We start from the raw sequence: 16,182 nt of genomic DNA, 5'->3' as shown, positions 1-16,182 counted from the left end.
CGAGCAGAACGCTACATGAAAATGGATCCCATTACGAACTTCCGGGTGACCGGCAGGCCGTCGCACCGGCTGACGGCTACCCCGCCACGAGCCGCCCGTCCCGCATCTCGATCGCACGGTCCGCGAAGTGGCGTACGACTGCCTGGTCGTGGCAGATGAACAGGTAGGCGAGCCCCAGGTCTTCCTGAAGTCCGGCGAGCAGGTTGAGGATGCCGGCCCGGACGGACGGGTCGAGGGCGGAGACCGGCTCGTCGAGGACGAGGAGCCGGGGCTGGGACGCCAGCGCCCGTGCGATGCCCACGCGCTGGCACTGCCCGCCGGACAGCTCGTGCGGGAAGCGGTCGCCGTGGGCGCTGTCCAGGCCGACCCGTTCGAGGAGCTCGGCGACCCGGGCGGGGCCATCCGTGTCGTCCCAGCGTCCCTGGACGCGCAATGGTTCCGCCAACGCGTCCCGGACGCGGTGGCGAGGGCTGAGTGATCCGTAGGGGTCCTGGAACACCGGCTGCATCCGGGGGCGGAGGGGACGGAGCTCGCGTTCGGTGAGCGCGGTCAGCTCCCGGCCCTCGAAGCGGACCTCACCCCCGTCCGGGCGACGCAATTGCAGCACGGCGGTGATCGTCGAGGACTTGCCGCATCCAGAGGGGCCGTTCAGGGCGAGGGTCTCGCCCGCCTCCAGGGCGAAGGAGACGTGGTCCACGGCGGTGACCGGACCGTAGCGCACGACCAGGTCGCGAACGTCCAGCAGCGGATCGTCCCCGGTACGGCGCTGCGGGGGGATCACAGGCGTGCTCATACGGACCGCTCCAGGAACAACTCGGTCGCCGGACGGGGTACGTCCTCCCAGCGGTGACAGGAGACCTCGTGGCCGTCGCCCACCGTGCGGGCCCGCGGCTCCTCGCGTCGACAACGGTCGTCGGCCAGCGGACAGCGGGCCGCGAAGGCGCAGCCGGGCGGGAGACGGTCGAAGGCGGGCGGGGCTCCGGGGATGGTGGGGAGACGCCGACGCGCGCTGCGCCCACCGGATCGTCCCGGCGGCAGTGACGCCAGCAGCCCCGCTGTGTACGGAGCCGCGGGGTGGTCCAATACGCGTCGGGCCGGGCCCTGTTCGGCCTGGCGTCCGGCGTACATCACGAGCACGCGGTCGGCTCGGTCGCGGACCGTCCCCAGTTCGTGCGTGACCAGGACGAGGGCGGCGCCCACCGCCTCGCGCTGCTCCCCGAGGACGCGCAGCACCTGCTCCTGGAGGCCCGGGTCCAGCGCGGTCGTCGGCTCGTCCGCGATGAGCAGGTCCGGCTCGTTGATCGTGGCCATGGCGATGACGGCGCGCTGGCGCATCCCGCCGGAGTACTCGTGCGGATACGCCCGCGCCTTGCGTGCGGCGTCCGCGATGCCCACCCGGTCGAGCGCGGCGACCGCTCGCGCGCGCGCCTCCATCCGCGAGACGCGTGCCACGGACCGTACGGCCGCGACGAGTTGATCACCCACGGAGTGCACCGGTGAGAGCGCGGACAGGGCGTCCTGCGGAACGAGCGCCGTGCGGCGGCCCCGTAGGGCGGCGAGGACCGAGGCCGGGGCCCCCACAAGTTCGTCGTACGAGCCCGGCGTGCGGCGCAGCCGCACACTCCCCGTCACCAGGGCGCCTCGTGGGGCCGAGCCCAGCAGCGCACGTGCCGTGAGGGACTTGCCCGCGCCGGACTCGCCGACCACGGCGAGAACTTCCCTGGCGCGCACGTCGAAGGCCAGCCCACTGACGGCCGGGACGCCGTGCAGGGTGACACCGAGTTCGCGTACCGAGAGAAGGACGTCGGCGTCAGGTGGCGTCGCTGTCAAGGCAGGCCTCCTTCCGTGAGGGGTGGGCGGGGGAGCCGGGTCGAGCGGCTGCGCGGTCGGATGCCGTGCGGCGGGCGCGGACGGTGCTTCCCTGCGTGTACGCCGAGGTCGCCACGGCGAGACCGGCCAGCAGTGCGAGGGCGACCGCTGGGGTGAGCGCCGCCCACGGGGCCCGCTCCACGTACGCGCGGGACTCCTCCAGCAGCAGGCCCCACTCAGGGGCGGGCGGCTGGGCGCCGAGTCCCAGGAAGCCCAGGGAGGCCAGGGCGAGGGCGATGCCGGGGAGGCGGAGGACCGCGTGCCGGGCGACGGGGCCGGCCACCGACGGCAGGACGTGGCGGGTCAGGATCCACCACGGGGTGGCGCCGATGGCACGCTGGGCGGTCAGGAACGACGACGCGCGCACCTCCTGCACCAGGGCCGCCGCGTGCGCGGAGAGCGGGGGCCAGGAGACCAACGCGACCGCGAGGGCGGCGCCGCCCGTACCGGGGCCCACGGCGGCGGCTACCAATATGCCGACGATCACCGGGGGCAGTGAGTTGGCGATGTCGGAGGCCCCGGCGGTCACGCGCGGCAGGAATCCCAGGGCCAGCGCGAGGAGCAGGCTCGCGAGGCACACGGCGACGGCCGTGCCGACCGTCATGGTCGCGCCGTGCCCGAGCCGGGCCAGCACGTCCCGGCCGAGCCCGTCGGTGCCGAGCGGATGTGTCCACGACGGGGGCAGCAACCGGGCCGTCATGTCCACGGTGTACGGGTCGCGCAGCAGGCCCCAGCCGACGGCGGCCAGCAGTACGGCGCCCAGCGCCACGGGGACCGCAGGGTGAGCGCGTACGGGTCGCGGCACGGGCAACGTGAGGCCCGCGTCGCGCAGTGCCGGGCCGAGCAGACGACGCCGTACGAGCGCGGCCAGCGCGCCCGCGGCCAGTCCCAGCACCAGCAGGGCAAGCACGGAACCCTGGAGCAGCGGCAGGTCCTGGGACTTCGCCGCCCCGAGCGCCGTACGGCCGATGCCGGGCACCGAGAACACTGTCTCCACGGCGACCGCACCACCGGTCAGGCCGACGGCCACCATGCCGAACTGCGGGACCAGCGGCGGCAGGACGCGCCGAAGCGCTGCCGCCGCGGTGCGCGCCCTGCTGACCCCGGCCTCCCGCCACAGTTCCGTCCAGCGCTCGTCCAGCACGGGCGGCAGCGCGTCCGCGACCAGGCGGCCGAGGAGTCCGCCCGCCGGGACGCCCAGGGAAACGGCTGGCAGGATCAGGTACTGCGGGCCCTGCCAGCCGGAGGTCGGCAGTATCCCCAGCCACACTCCGCACACCAGCAGCGCGACTGTGGCGAGCAGGAACTCGGGAACGGCGGCGAGCATGGCGCCGAACGCGCCCGCCGACCCCCGGCCGCGCACGAGCACCGGCGCGACCAGCGCGCACGCGAGCAGCACCGCGACGGCGAGGGCGGCGGCCATCAGACTCAACGACACCTGCAGACCGGAAAGCACGGAAGGCAGTACGTCGGCGCCCGACACCCACGACGTGCCGAGGTCGCCGCGGACCAGTCCGGCGAGCCAGTCGCCCAGCAGCGCCAGGGGACCCGCGCCCAGGCCGAGATCGCGGCGCACCGCGTCCAGGGCCTCCTTGGTGGGCTCCTGCTCAGCCGACCGGGCCCGCAGCACGGTCAGCGCGGGATCGCGACCGGAGAGCCAGGGCAGCAGGCCGACGGCGGCCAGTACGGCGGTGAGGCAGACGAGTCGCGTCAGCGTGGCCGCACCGGCCTGCCACCGTATGCGGGACCTCACTTGACGTGGGTGTCGACCGTGACCAGTTCCCGCTCGCGCGGGTCATGGGCCGCGCCCGTGACGCCGGCCGCGTCACCCTGGATGACGCGCTCGTGCAGCATGGGCACCGCGGCGTCCGTGGCGAGTACGGCGGCCTCCGCCTCGATGATCGCCTTGCGCCGCGCGTCACCGGTGGCCGCCGAGGACGCCTTCTGCAGCGCCTTGTCGACGGCCGGGTCGGCCAACTGGGAGATGTTGAAGGACCCCTCGGAGCCGAAGTCGCTGTAGAGGTAGGCGGCCGGGTCGCCGGAGTCGAGGACGGTCGCCCGGGACAGGATGAACGCGTCGAACTCGCCGGCCAGAGCGTCGGACTCGATGTTCGCGTACTCGCGGATCTCCAGCTTCACCTCGAAGCCCGCCTCGCGCAGCTGCTGTTGCAGGGTGGCGGCGACCTCGGGAAGTTCGGCGCGGTCGGTGAAGGTACCGATGGTGAGGGTCTTCCCGGCCGGGTCGCCGGCCTTCGCCCGCTCCTCGACCGGCTCGCGCAATGCGGCCGCCCACGGGAGCGCCGGACCCAGGAGTCCCTCGGCGACGTCGGCGCGTCCCTCGTACACACCGTCCACGATGGATCTCGCGTCGATCGCCTCCCGCGCCACCGCACGCAGCGAGGCGTCCTTGAAGATGCCCTTCTGCGTGTTCAGGTAGAGGGTGTTGGTGCGGGGCATGGGGACCTCGGTGATCAAGTCCTGGTCCAGCACGGCGGCCTGCGAGACGGGGACCGCCTCGACGATGTCGGCCTCGCCGCTGCGCAGGGCGGCGGCGCGTGCGGTGCCGTCGGGTACGAACCTGACGTCGATACCGGGGGCCTTCGCCTTGCCGCCCCAGTAGTCGTCGTAGCGGTCGAGCGTGGCGGAGGAAGTGCCGTTGACCTTCGTCAGTTCGAAGGGACCCGTACCGGCACCGACCGGGTTGACGGTCTTCCCCTTGTACGCCTTGGTGGCGAGGATGGCGAGCTGCGGAGAACTGAGTCGCTGCGGGACGAGCGGGTCGTCCTCGGTGGTGGTGACGGTGACCCGGTCACCGTCGGCCTTCACGGACATGTCGACGCCGTCGAGGATGCGTGGCTTGGGGGAGGCGGTGGCGGCCCGGGTGAGGGAGTTGGCCACGGCCTCGGCGGTGAGGTCGGTGCCGTCGTGGAAGGTGACGCTGTCCCGGACGGTGAAGGTCCAACTGCGCCCGGAGCGCTGCCACTCGGTGGCGAGCGCGGGCTCGGCGTCGCCGTCCGCGTCCAGCTTCACCAAGGTCTCTGCGGCCGACCAGCGGGACAGCTTGAACGCGTCGTCGGAGAGCGGGGAGAGCCCGGAGCGCGGCGGCTGCATCATCGCGACGCGTATCCGGCGGCTCTCGCCCCCCGAAGCGCCGTCGGTGTCCGACGCCGCGGAGAAACAGCCGGTGAGGACGAAGCCGGCGGTCGCGGCCGCGGTGAGCGAGAGGGGACGGGCAGGGGGGCGCACGGGGACACTCCGGGGTGGTGCTCGGTCAAGATCGGATGTGCGATGACCGTAACACAATGACAATCGTTTTCATAAGTTCGGTGGCTTGGCGGGACTCTCTGCGCGACCCGGCGGAGGAGTGGGCCTCAACGTTGCGGGTCCGCGCCCCCGGCGCCTTCCGCGCAGCGGGGCACCAGCGCCACCGCCACGGCGGGAACCGCGGCGAGAAGCAGCCATGGCACCGCGGGAGGGAGGCCGAGGTCCAGGAGGGATCCGGTGGCGGAGCTGCCGATGAGGACGATCAGGCCGGAGACGGAGGACAGCGCGCCGGTGTACAGGCCGAGGCGTCCGTCCTCGGCGAGGTCGGAGACCCAGGCCCGGGCGGCCGGGACGATCAGCATCTGGCCGAGGGTGAGCAGGACGACGTACCCGGCGGCGGGCAGCAACCCGGCGATGCCCGTCCAGCCGGCGGGGCGTGCAGCGGCCACGACCGCGAATCCCGCGGCGACGAGAAGGAGGCCGGCCGTCATGGAGCGGCGCAGGTCGAGCCGGTCACCGGCCCAGCGGGTGAGGGGGAGTTGAGCGAAGACGATCAGGAGAGAGGAGAGGGCGAACAGCCAGGACAGGGCCGACTGCGAGCCCGTCGCACGCTGCACCTCGTCGGGCAGGGCGAGATAGAGCTGGTTGTAGGCGAGCAGGTAGGTGCCGTAGGCGCAACACAGGGCGAGGAAGCGGCGGTTGCGCAGCAGCGTGCGCAGCCCGCCCCGCTCCAGGGTGCGGGTCCGGCCCGGTATGTGCTGCGGCATCAGCCGCACGTGCCCGGTGAGGACGAGTACGAAGACGCCGGCCCCGGCGAGGCAGGCGGTACGGAAGTCCACGGCGAGGAGCAGGGCGCCGAGCAGCGGTCCGACGAAGGCTCCCGCCTGTCCGGCGGCGGAGAACAGGGCCAGCACGCGGGTACGCGGGCCGTGGCCCTCCGCCTCCCATGCCACGGCCTGCCGGGCGACCTCCGACTCCACGGCCGGGGAGAACAGCGCGGCGGCGAATCCGATCAGCAGCACCGCTGCGATCACCGCCCAGGTCTGTTGCGCGTATCCGAGCCAGGCGAACCCGGCGATGCGCAGCAGGCACCCGGCGAGGACGACCGGGCGTACGCCGTAGCGGTCGACGAGCCAGCCGCCGACCACGAACAGGCCCTGCTGGCTGAAGGTGCGCAGTCCGAGGACGAAGCCGACCATCCAGCCCGCCATGCCGATGGCGGTGCCGAGGTGTGCGGCGAGGAACGGCAGGACGGCGTAGAAGCCGACGTTGAAGGCGAGTTGGGTCAGGATCAGCAGCCGCAGCAGTGGGGAGAGGTGCTTCCAGGTCCGCTCGCGCGGAGGCTTCGCGGCCGGACGGCGGGGGTGTGTGCGGGGGAGCAGGTTGGTCATGGGGTTTCTGTGGGGGAGGCGGATACGGCGATGAGGGGGGTGTCGGCACGCGGCGGCCGGGTGCTCGACGTGACCGAGGGGGCGGGAGGGTCAGGCCGGGAGCGCGGCGGGCGAGGCGGGTTGTGCCGGGACAGACGCACCCCGCCCGCCGCGGTCACGGCAAGTGCGCCGAGGAGGGCGAGGGCGGCGGCGGGGGCGAGGACGGCCCAGGGGGCGCGTTCGGCGTACGGCTGGTTCTCGGCGAGCAGCAGGCCCCACTCGGGGGAGGGTGGCTGGGAGCCGAGGCCGAGGAAGCCGAGGGCAGCGAGGCTCAGGGCGATGCCGGGCAGCCGGAGCAGGGCGTGGCGGACGACGGGTGGCAGGACGGCGGGGAGCAGTTCATGCCGGAGCAGGTACCAGCGGCCGGCGCCGAGAGCGCGGGTGGCGGTCAGGTGGAGGGTGGCGCGCTCCTGTCGCAGGAGGGCGGAGAAGTGGGTGGCCAGCGAGGACCAGGCGACGACGGCGATGGCGAGGGCGGGTGTCCAGGGGCCGCTGCCCGCGATGCCGGTGACGAGAAGGGCGGCCAGCACCGGCGGTACGGCGTTGACGGTGTCGACCAGGGGGCCGGACAGGCGGGGCAGCAGGCCCAGCAGCATGCCGGTCAGCAGAGCGGCGGCGGCGACCGCGAGGGCGGTGCCGAGGGTGTCGAGTGCGCCGTGCGCGACGCGGGCGAGGACGTCACGGCCGAGCGCGTCGGTGCCGAAGGGGTGGGTGACGGAAGAGGATTGGAGTTTGGCGGTCGTGTCCAGGGCGAGCGGGTCGCGGGGCAGGCCGAGGCCGATGACGCCGGCGAGCAGCAGTGCGTAGACGACGGGTACGACGCGTGCGGCGGGCGGGGTGGGCCGGTGCAGGGAGTGCAGGGCGCCGTCGCGCAGTGCCGGCCCGATCAGCCGTCGCACGCCGAGCCGGGCCAGCACAGCCGCCGCTGCCGCGAGCGCGACGAGCGCGAGTGTGCCGGTCTGCAGGACGGGCAGGTCCTGGGCGAGCGCCGCGCGCAGGGTGAGCCGGCCGAGTCCCGGGATGTCGAAGATCTGCTCGACGGCGACCGAGCCGCCGGTCAGGCCGACCACGAACAGTCCCGCGTTGGGCAGCAGTCCCGGCGCACACCGGCGCAGTGCCTGCCGCGCGACGGAACCCGGCGGTATGCCGCGCGCGGCGGCGGCCAGCGCCCACGGTTCGGTGAACGCCGCGGGCAGCAGGTCGTCCAGCATCCGCCCGAGGACGGCTCCGGCGGGCAGGCCGAGGGCGAGCGAGGGCAGGATCATCCACTGGGGGCCGTACCAGCCGAGGGCGGGCAGCCAGCCCAGCTGTACGCCGACGACCGAGGCCAGCACAGAGGCGATGAGGAACTCCGGGAGCGCGGCCAGCACCGCCGATCCGGTACCGCCGGGGCCGCGGGTGCCGAGGCGGCGCCGCGAGCCGAGCCACAGGGTGCGGGCGCACACCGCCGCGACCGTGACCAGGGCGATGACGACGGCCCCCGCCATCAGCAGCAGGGAGGCGCCGAGGGCCTGCGTGGCGGCGGGCAGCACCTCGGTGTCCGACACCCAGGACCGGCCCGCGTCCCCGCGCAGCAGACCGCCCAGCCAGCGGCCGAGCAGTGTCACCGGGCCGTCGTCCAGGCCGAGTTCGTCCCGGATGGCCCGCAGCGTCTCCGGGGTGGGGTCGCGCTCCGCCGAGCGGGCCTTGAGCACGGTCAGCGCCGGGTCGGTGCGCGACAGCCACGGCAGCAGGCCGATCGCGCACACCAGGGCGCCCGTCAGAAGGGCCCGCCACAGCAGGGTGAGGCCGCCGCCCCGCGCGAGCGTGCGCAGGGCGGCGGCAAGGGGCCTGGCCAAGGGGTTCAGCGCCGGGTCCCGGTGCCGACGAACTGCCGCTCGTAGGGGTCGAGCAGCGCGCCCTGGACGGACGCACCGAGGCCGGTGACGACCTTCAGGTGCACCAGCGGGATCACCGCGTCGGTGCCGATGATCGCGGCCTCCGCCTTCATCGCGGCGTCCTGCCGTCTGCCCGGATCGGCCTCGGCCCGGGCCTTCTCGACCAGCCGGTCGACGTCCTTGTCGCACAGGAACGACAGGTTGTAGCTGCCGTCGCAGGTGAAGTCGCCGGCCAGGACGGTGACCGGGTCGCCGGTGTCGAGCATCATGTTGCGGGAGGCGACGGCGGCGTCGAACTTCTTCGCCAGCAGGTCGCTTTCGAGGCGTGCGTAGCTGCGCACCTCCAGCTTCACCGTGAACCCGGCCTTCTGGAGCTGCTGTTGGAGCACCTGGGCGGTCTCGGGCAGCTCGGCCCGGTCGTTGTAGGTGGCGATGGTGAGGGGCTTGCCGTCCGGGTCGGTGGCCTCGGCCCGGCCGGTCGGCTCGGTCCTCTTGCCCGCGGTCCAGGTCAGGGCGGGGCCGTAGATGCCCTGGGCGGGCTCGGCGTGCCCCTCGTACACGCCCTTGGCGACGGCGGAGGTGTCGATCGCCTCGCGCGCGGCGGCCCGCAGCCCCGCGTCCTCGAAGGCACCTCGCTGGGTGTTGAGGTACAGGCTGGTGTTCCGCGCGGTGTTGATCTCGTGGACGGTGTCCGTGTCCAGGGAGGCGACCTGCGCGACGGGCAGAGCCTCGGCGATGTCCACGTCCCCGGTGCGCAGCGCGTTGGCGCGGGCGGTGCCGTCCGAGACGAACTTCGCGTCGATGCCGGACGCCTGGGCGCGCCCGCCCCAGTAGTCGTCGTAGCGGTCCAGGGCGGCTGCCGTGTCCCCGGTGGTCCGGGTGAGTTCGAAGGGGCCGGTGGCGGTGCCGGCCGGGTTCACCTTGCCGTCCTTGCCGTACGCCTTGGGGGAGAACACCGCCAGGCTGGGGTTGGTCAGCCGCAGCGGCAGCACCGGGTCGGCCTCGCCCGTGCCGACCTTGACCTGGTCCTCCCCGACGGCCTCGGCGGTCAGCTTCACGCCGGAGATCGCGGTCGGCGCCGGGTCGGCAGCGGCGGCGTGGGTGAGGGCGGAGGCGACGGCCTTCGCGGTGACCTCACTGCCGTCCTGGAAGGTGGCGTCCCTCAGCGTGAACACCCAGCTTTTTCCGCCCTGTTGGCTGCTCCACGACTCGGCGAGCGCGGGGGCCGCGGTGCCGTTGGCGTCCAGCCGGGTCAGCCCTTCGCTCACACCGAGCCGGGACAGGATGAAGGTGTCCTGGCCGCCGTACGGCGAGTAGTTCTCCGTCGGCTGGAAGGCGAATGCCACCCGCAGGCGCCCGGCCTCACCCGAGCCGGAGGAGTCCGAGGACGAGTCGTCGTCAGTGGAGGCGAAGCAGCCGGAGAGCACGGGGGCGAGCAGCAGGCCGGCTATGAGTCGACGGCGGGGAGATCTCATGGTCCTCGTTCTGACTTTCCATAGGGCGGACGTTCCCGTACGGGTCGGTCGGCCGACATCGACCAGCATCATATGAATATGATTTTCATTTAAGCAAGCGGGATCTCGAAGTGCACCACGCCGTTGCCGCCGCCGGGCAGGTCCTCCCTCTCGTCGCAGACGGCCTTGCCCAGCGTCCGCCACAGACCCATCGCGCCGGGGGAGTGCGGGTCGGTGTGCAGGTACACGGACCGGTAACCGCCGTCCGTCCGCGCGAAGTCCAGCAGCTCTGTCACCAGTTGCCGGGCCAGCCCGCGCCGCCGGTGCTCCGGGCGCGTGTACACGCGCCGCAGCTGCGCGGTCTCACCCGACGGGTACCGCTCGGCCAGCCACCGCGGGTTCGGCGGATGGACCGGCCCCCGCGCGTCGAGCGCGGCCGTCGCGGCCACCGTCCCGTCCTCCTCGTCGACGGCGACCAGCAGGGTGTGCCGGGGCGGGGCGACGTAGAACGACCCCGGATCGATGATGTCGGCGTGCCAGCGCGGCACGTAGCCGGTGCCGAAGTCGCGGTAGACGGTGTCGAGCATCACCGCCCGCGCCTCGTCGAGGTCGGCGGCCATGGCGGCCCTGATGCGATAGTTCTGCATCTGCGCATCATATGCAGGTAGCCCTGTGCGATGATGTCCGGCGACAAGGCGACGGCGGACGAGGAAGCCGGTGTGAATCCGGCGCGGTCCCGCCACTGTGATCGGCGAGCCAGTCCCGAACAGGCCACTGCCCCAAGCCGGGTGGGAAGGCCGGGACGCGCTTCGACCCGAGAGCCAGGAGACTCACGCGGTCGCCTCCTCGACGAACCCGGGGCGGATTTCTCGGAGGAGGGTGGTTCGGCATGCCCGTGAGGCCGGCCGAGGAGGCGTACGGCAGCCCAGTGGGCGCAGTCGGTACAAGACCGGTAACTCCGGTGCCGTGCCGGGTCGTTGTGTGCCGGGACTGCTGCTGCGGCAGTCCCGAGGTGACCGGCGTCGATCACACCGCGCAGACCGCGCGCCTGGGCGAGGTCGCTCCCGTACGCGTCTCCGCCTGCCTGGATGTGTGCGATCAGGCCAACGTGATCGTCGTGCAGCCCTCCTCCGCCGGACGGACCGCCGGGGCGCGGCCGGTCCGGCTGGGCCTGGTCAACGACCCCGCCGCGACCGAGGACATCGCCGCCTGGGCGAGCGCGGGCGGCCACGGCATCGCTGCCCGGCCCGAGATCCTCGACCTCTACGCCTTCACCCCGCCCCGGCGCCGCGCGGCCCGCTGAGACCGGCAGCCTGCGCGCCGACCGTCCGTAGCACCCGTACGAGAGGACCTTCCCCATGACGGGCAGACGTCTGCTGTCCCCCTTGCTGGCCACGGCCACCGCTGTGCTCATCACCAGTTGCGGTGCAAACGCCCAGGACAACGCCCGGGGCTCCGACGGACCGGCCGTGAAGGGATTCCCGGTCACCGTGTCCAACTGCGGGGTGACAACGACGTTTCAGCGCCCGCCGCAGCGCGCGGTGTCCTTGAACCAGCACGCGACCGAGGTGATGCTGGCGCTCGGGCTGGAGAAGTCGATGGTCGGCACGGGCTACCTCGACGACGCGATCCTCCCCGAGTACCGGGCCGCCTACGACAAGGTCAAGGTGCTGTCGGAGCAGTACCCGTCGTACGAGACGCTGTTGGCCGCCGAGCCCGACTTCGTCTACGGCGGCTGGGCCTCCACCTTCGACGAGAAGGAGGGCCGCTCCCGTGACGCCTTCACCCAGGCCGGCATCAACACCCGCCTCAACATCGAGGAATGCCCGGCCGGGCCGGTGACGATGACCGCGATGGACAAGGAGATCCGCGAGGTCGCCAAGGTCTTCGGCGTCCCCGAGCGGGCAGAACGGCAGATCGAACGGCTGCACACCACCCTGGAGGAGGTGGACAGCAAACTCGACGGAGCGGAGCCGGTAAAGCTGTTCGTCTACGACAGCGGCGACAAGAGCGCCTTCACCGCGGGCGGCGCGGGCATCGGCAACGACATGATCGAGCGCGCCGGAGGCGTCAACCTCTTCGCCGACCTCGACAAGCCGTTCGGTGACGTGTCGTTCGAGCAGGTGGCCGAGCGGGCGCCCGAGGTCATCGTCATCTACGACTACGGCGACCAGAGCGTGGCGAAGAAGAAGGAGTTCCTGCTCGCCAATCCGGCGCTGAAGGACGTGCCCGCCATCAAGAACCGGCGGTTCGCGGTGCTGCCGCTGTCCTCCACCGTCGTGGGCGTACGGGTGCCCGCGGCCGTTGCGTCGCTGGCCCGTCAGCTCCACCCGGACCGCTTCCGGTGACCGGCGTGAGCGAACCGGCCGCCGCCGGCACCGACGCCGTCGCAACGGGCAGGACGCCGGTAACCGCCGACACGGTCGGCAAGGGCTCTGCCAGGACCGGGACCGCGCAGGCCGTCACCGGCCGCCGCAGGCTCCCTTACGCCCTGGTGCTGGCCGGGCTCGCCGCCTTGGTGGCGGTGGCGGCGACGTTCGGGATCGCGGCCGGTTCGGTCACGATCCCGGCCGACGAGGTGTGGGGCATCCTGCTCCACCACCTGCACCCCGCCCTCGCCGATGAGACGTGGCCCCCGGTACGGGAGACGATCGTCACCGACGTCCGGCTGCCCCGCGTACTGCTGTGCGCGGTGGTGGGAGCCGGCCTGACGGTGGCGGGCATGGCGTTGCAGGCACTGATCCGCAACCCGCTCGCCGACCCGATGCTGCTGGGAGTGTCGTCGGGCGCGAGCGTCGGCGCGGTCCTGGTCCTCGTCCTCAACGTCACGCTGTTCGGAGCCTTCTCGCTGCCGCTGGCGGCGTTCTGCGGCGCGCTGGCGGCCCTGGTCGCGGTGTACTTCCTGGCCCGCTCCGGCGGACGGATGACCACCGTACGGCTGGTCCTGGCGGGCGTGGCGATGGCCGAGGTGCTGTCGGCGGTGGCGAGTTTCCTCGTGGTCACCTCCAACGACCCCCACAAGACGCAGTCGGCGATGCGCTGGATGCTCGGCGGACTGGCCGGTACCACCTGGACGATCGTGTGGATCCCGGCCGCCGTGGTCCTGATCGGTACGGCCGTCCTGCTCGGGGTGAGCCGTCCGCTGAACCTGCTGCTCGCCGGTGAAGAGGCCGCAGCCGCCCTCGGCCTGGACGTCCACCGCTTCCGTGCCGCACTGTTCACCCTGGTCGCGTTGATGATCGGCACGATCGTCGCGGTCAGCGGCCAGATCGGCTTCGTGGGCCTGATCCTGCCCCACGTCGTACGGCTCCTGGTCGGGGCCGACCACCGCCGAGCGCTCCCGGCCGCGGCTCTGCTCGGCGCGGCCTTCCTGATCGCCGCCGACCTGGCCGCGCGCACCCTGATGAGCCCCGAGGAGATCCCCGTCGGCATCCTCACCGCTCTGGTCGGCGGCCCCTTCTTCCTCTGGCTGATGCGAAGGAGCGCGCGATGACCGGGATGACCGGACGGCCGCCAACGGCACCCGCGATTCTGCACATTGACGACGTGTCGGTGGTTGTCGACGGCACGCCCTTGGTCGACCAGGTCTCTCTGACGGTGTCCGCCGGAGAGATGGTCGGGCTCGTCGGCCCCAACGGCGCCGGCAAGTCCACCCTCCTGCGCACCGTCTACCGGGCACTGCGCCCCACGTCGGGTCGTGTGCTGCTGGACGGGACGGACGTCTGGCGGATGCCCGGCAAGCAACTGGCCCGGCAGTTGGCGGCTGTCCTGCAGGAGCACGCCGGGGACTTCGAGCTCACCGTGTATGAGGTGGTGGCCATGGGCCGCACCCCCCACAAGCGCCCCTTTGCGGGCGATGACGCCGACGACCGCGCCATCGTCACGGCCGCCCTGACGGAACTGGACGTCACCGACCTCGCCCAGGCACCCTTCGACCGGCTGTCCGGCGGTGAGAAGCAGCGCGTCCTGATCGCCCGCGCACTCGTCCAGCAGGCCGGGACGATCGTGCTGGACGAACCCACCAACCACCTCGATCTACGCCACCAGCTCGACGCGCTCCGCCTCGTCCGCCGCCTCGGGGTCACCGCCGTGGTCGCCTTGCACGACCTCAACCTCGCCGCTTCGTTCTGCGACCGCCTCTGCGTGATGGACGCCGGACGTGTGGTCGCCCACGGCACACCCCGCGATGTCCTCAGGCCCGCCCTGTTGAGGGACGTCTACCGCGTCGAGGCGGACATCACCGAGCATCCCCGCACCGGCCTGCCACAGGTGATCCCGCTCACCGCCCACCAGCCCGCACCCGAACAGGAAGCCACGCAGACATGACCGCACCGGTACCTGCACCTGCTCGTGCGCCCGCCCGGGCCGTCGCCGCCGCGCTGCAGGACGTAGCGGCGCTGGGAGGCTTCTTCACCCTGACCCTGGGCGGCCCCGACCAGGGATGGCACCCGGTCACCGATGCCTACGCCCGAGGCTTTGCCGACCTCGCGCAGGTGATCACCGACCGGTACGACACCCGGGAGACGCGCATCGGCCTCTCCATCGCGCAGCTCGGCCACGCCGCCCGCCTGTGGTCCCCGGTCCTGGCCTGCACCCTCCTCCACGGCATCGTCCCCGACCTGGCCGGGCTGCACCGGGCCGACGAGGGCCCCACGCTGAGGCTGCCCAACCCCAGCGGCTGGCCCGCCGACCGAATCCCGCACCTCACCGAGAAGTTGTACGAGGTGGTGGTCGAGCAGCACCTGGACGCGCTGGCCGCGGGGAGCCGCGTCAAGATCTCGCCCCGACTCCTTGACGGCAACGCCGCTTCAGCACTGGCCGGCACCGCCCAGGTGCTTCTGACGGCACGGCCGGACCTGCGCGGCCCGCTCACCGAGCTCACCACCGGTCTCCTGGCCACCGGACGCCTGTCCGGCACCGGCCACTTCACCGCCGCCGACCTCAGCTTCCGTCGCCGCAGCTGCTGCCTCTTCTACCGCACTCCGGCGGGCACGAAATGCGGAGACTGCTGCCTGACCGGATGAGCCTGTTTCCGACTGACACGGACTTACTCGGTGACGAAAGGTGCATATCCGACTGCCACCTCGCTCACCTGAAGCTCCGAGAAGAGCAAGGTCACGTTGTGCGCGTCGGTTTCCATGCGCACCTCGGACTCAGGGAGGAGTTTGGCTCCCGGGTACAGGGCGTGCCATCGTAATCGCGCATGTAGTTGGTATATCCGTGGTGCACGACCATGGATAGCGCCGTACTTGAGCAGATGTTGGACGAGACCTTCGATCACGCTCGCCCTTCTATCTCACTCGACGAGCCCTTTCATAGCGAGACGCACGGTTCTGGGCGCTGTTGCCTCATAGGTGAGGAGATCTTCCTGGTGCGGATGACCCGGCTGCCCCCTGCCTCGCCTGGCCGGCAGGGTCGAGGGGGATCACTTCCATGCGAAAGGTCAGTAGCACGGGTTCAGGGGAGCAGATCACTTGCCGGCGGAGGCGCGTACGGCTTCGTGGACGGCGCGGGCGAGGCGGGCGCCCCATAGGGAGCGAGGGCCTGCGAAGGCGTGGACCTCGGATTCGGCGCGCGGGGAACGGGCGGCTATGCAGACGGCGTCCGTGGGGGTGCCGGAGCAGTCGTACCCCGCGTCGAGCAGTGCCTGCACCTTGGCTTCCGTGGCTGTGGCCACCGCGTTGACCAGTGCCGCGTCGGTCAGGGCGACGGGGAGTGTCGCGACGATGTTGATCGTGCCGGCGTGCGGTGCCGTGACCGTGCCCTCGGCCGGGGAAGCAGCCCATCCGCGTACCCCGAGCCCCGCGGTGGCCACGGCGTGCACCCCGCCGTCGAGGGCGTACCCGTAGGCGCGGACATCGGCCGCGGTCATCAACCCGACGCCCGGGCCATGAGCGCCGGCGGCCCGCGCCAGGCTGGCGAGGTGGCGGTCCGGGTCGATTCGACGGTAGCCATGGCCGACTTGAGCGTTCAGGATCCAGGCGCGTTCGCCGATGCCGCCGCCGAGCACTGCGCTGCTGATCATCCGCCAGCCGTCGCCCAGCCGCCACAGCAGGCTGTGCAGGCGCTCACCGTCCTCGACGCGGGTGAGGTGTTGCATGCCGGGCAGGCCCGCACGGTGGCGGGTCGGCGGATCGAGGGCGGTCACCGGACGGGCTCCTGTGCTTGCCGGGCGAGGATCCGGGTGATCGTACGCCGCGCTGTGTGGGCGGGCTGTGCCGGGCCAGGGCCGTCAGCGCGGCCGTTGTCATCGCCGATGGAGAGCATGGTCCGCGGGGTCGGCCCGCT

At 72.4% G+C, this 16,182-nt stretch carries 14 protein-coding genes, 1 pseudogene and 1 riboswitch; of the genes and pseudogenes, 5 read left to right on the top strand and 10 right to left on the bottom strand.

Annotated features, from left to right (window positions below; all coding sequences use genetic code 11):
• Window positions 1–76 precede the first annotated feature (76 nt).
• From ACWD11_RS23715 to ACWD11_RS23680, 8 genes are all read right to left on the bottom strand, one after another.
• Window positions 77–793 (bottom strand): ATP-binding cassette domain-containing protein, encoded by a 717-nt coding sequence (locus tag ACWD11_RS23715; protein ID WP_451285304.1) that lies wholly within the window; start codon window positions 791–793, stop codon window positions 77–79.
• Window positions 790–1,830: an ABC transporter ATP-binding protein gene (locus ACWD11_RS23710; protein WP_451285302.1), complete on the bottom strand. Its 1,041-nt coding sequence runs from the start codon at window positions 1,828–1,830 to the stop codon at window positions 790–792. The genes ACWD11_RS23715 and ACWD11_RS23710 overlap by 4 nt, the downstream gene beginning before the upstream one ends.
• A complete protein-coding gene (locus ACWD11_RS23705; protein WP_389420424.1) occupies window positions 1,811–3,622 on the bottom strand; it encodes an ABC transporter permease subunit in 1,812 nt (603 codons plus the stop codon). Before ACWD11_RS23705 ends, ACWD11_RS23710 begins: the two co-directional genes overlap by 20 nt.
• Window positions 3,619–5,115 (bottom strand): ABC transporter substrate-binding protein, encoded by a 1,497-nt coding sequence (locus ACWD11_RS23700; RefSeq protein WP_451285300.1) that lies wholly within the window; start codon window positions 5,113–5,115, stop codon window positions 3,619–3,621. Before ACWD11_RS23700 ends, ACWD11_RS23705 begins: the two co-directional genes overlap by 4 nt.
• A 125-nt stretch (window positions 5,116–5,240) precedes the next feature.
• On the bottom strand, window positions 5,241–6,524 hold the full coding sequence (locus tag ACWD11_RS23695) for an MDR family MFS transporter (protein ID WP_451285298.1): 1,284 nt from the start codon (window positions 6,522–6,524) through the stop codon (window positions 5,241–5,243).
• Window positions 6,521–8,401, bottom strand: coding sequence for an ABC transporter permease subunit (locus tag ACWD11_RS23690; protein WP_451285296.1), 1,881 nt, complete (start codon window positions 8,399–8,401; stop codon window positions 6,521–6,523). The genes ACWD11_RS23695 and ACWD11_RS23690 overlap by 4 nt, the downstream gene beginning before the upstream one ends.
• 5 nt (window positions 8,402–8,406) lie before the next feature.
• Window positions 8,407–9,915, bottom strand: coding sequence for an ABC transporter substrate-binding protein (locus ACWD11_RS23685; protein WP_451285294.1), 1,509 nt, complete (start codon window positions 9,913–9,915; stop codon window positions 8,407–8,409).
• A gap of 89 nt (window positions 9,916–10,004) precedes the next feature.
• Window positions 10,005–10,541, bottom strand: coding sequence for a GNAT family N-acetyltransferase (locus tag ACWD11_RS23680; protein WP_389420428.1), 537 nt, complete (start codon window positions 10,539–10,541; stop codon window positions 10,005–10,007).
• Window positions 10,542–10,557: 16 nt separating this feature from the next.
• Window positions 10,558–10,746: riboswitch (cobalamin riboswitch) on the top strand.
• 37 nt (window positions 10,747–10,783) lie between these two features.
• On the opposite strand from ACWD11_RS23680, the gene ACWD11_RS23675 reads away from it, so the two are divergent.
• The 5 genes from ACWD11_RS23675 to ACWD11_RS23655 are packed head-to-tail and all read left to right on the top strand — an operon-like array spanning window position 10,784 to window position 14,918.
• Window positions 10,784–11,197: a (2Fe-2S) ferredoxin domain-containing protein gene (locus ACWD11_RS23675; protein ID WP_451285292.1), complete on the top strand. Its 414-nt coding sequence runs from the start codon at window positions 10,784–10,786 to the stop codon at window positions 11,195–11,197.
• A gap of 55 nt (window positions 11,198–11,252) precedes the next feature.
• On the top strand, window positions 11,253–12,242 hold the full coding sequence (locus ACWD11_RS23670) for an ABC transporter substrate-binding protein (RefSeq protein ID WP_389420429.1): 990 nt from the start codon (window positions 11,253–11,255) through the stop codon (window positions 12,240–12,242).
• Window positions 12,243–12,247: 5 nt separating this feature from the next.
• Window positions 12,248–13,387: a FecCD family ABC transporter permease gene (locus tag ACWD11_RS23665; protein WP_451285290.1), complete on the top strand. Its 1,140-nt coding sequence runs from the start codon at window positions 12,248–12,250 to the stop codon at window positions 13,385–13,387.
• Between the two features lie 5 nt (window positions 13,388–13,392).
• A complete protein-coding gene (locus ACWD11_RS23660; protein WP_451285527.1) occupies window positions 13,393–14,220 on the top strand; it encodes an ABC transporter ATP-binding protein in 828 nt (275 codons plus the stop codon).
• A complete protein-coding gene (locus tag ACWD11_RS23655) occupies window positions 14,217–14,918 on the top strand; it encodes a (2Fe-2S)-binding protein (RefSeq protein ID WP_451285288.1) in 702 nt (233 codons plus the stop codon). The genes ACWD11_RS23660 and ACWD11_RS23655 overlap by 4 nt, the downstream gene beginning before the upstream one ends.
• Before the next feature lie 23 nt (window positions 14,919–14,941).
• Here ACWD11_RS23655 and ACWD11_RS23650 read toward each other — a convergent pair.
• Both ACWD11_RS23650 and ACWD11_RS23645 read right to left on the bottom strand, forming a co-directional pair.
• Window positions 14,942–15,091: pseudogene (locus ACWD11_RS23650) on the bottom strand (YxiG-like protein); the annotation flags it as partial.
• Window positions 15,092–15,364: 273 nt separating this feature from the next.
• Window positions 15,365–16,042, bottom strand: a complete 678-nt coding sequence (locus ACWD11_RS23645) for an adenosylcobinamide amidohydrolase (RefSeq protein WP_389420432.1) — start codon at window positions 16,040–16,042, stop codon at window positions 15,365–15,367.
• Window positions 16,043–16,182: the final 140 nt, after the last annotated feature.

The sequence above is a fragment of the Streptomyces sp. NPDC002776 genome, assembly GCF_053592195.1.
Note: the sequence above shows the minus strand (reverse complement) of the source record. Positions and strands in the feature narration are given on the sequence as shown.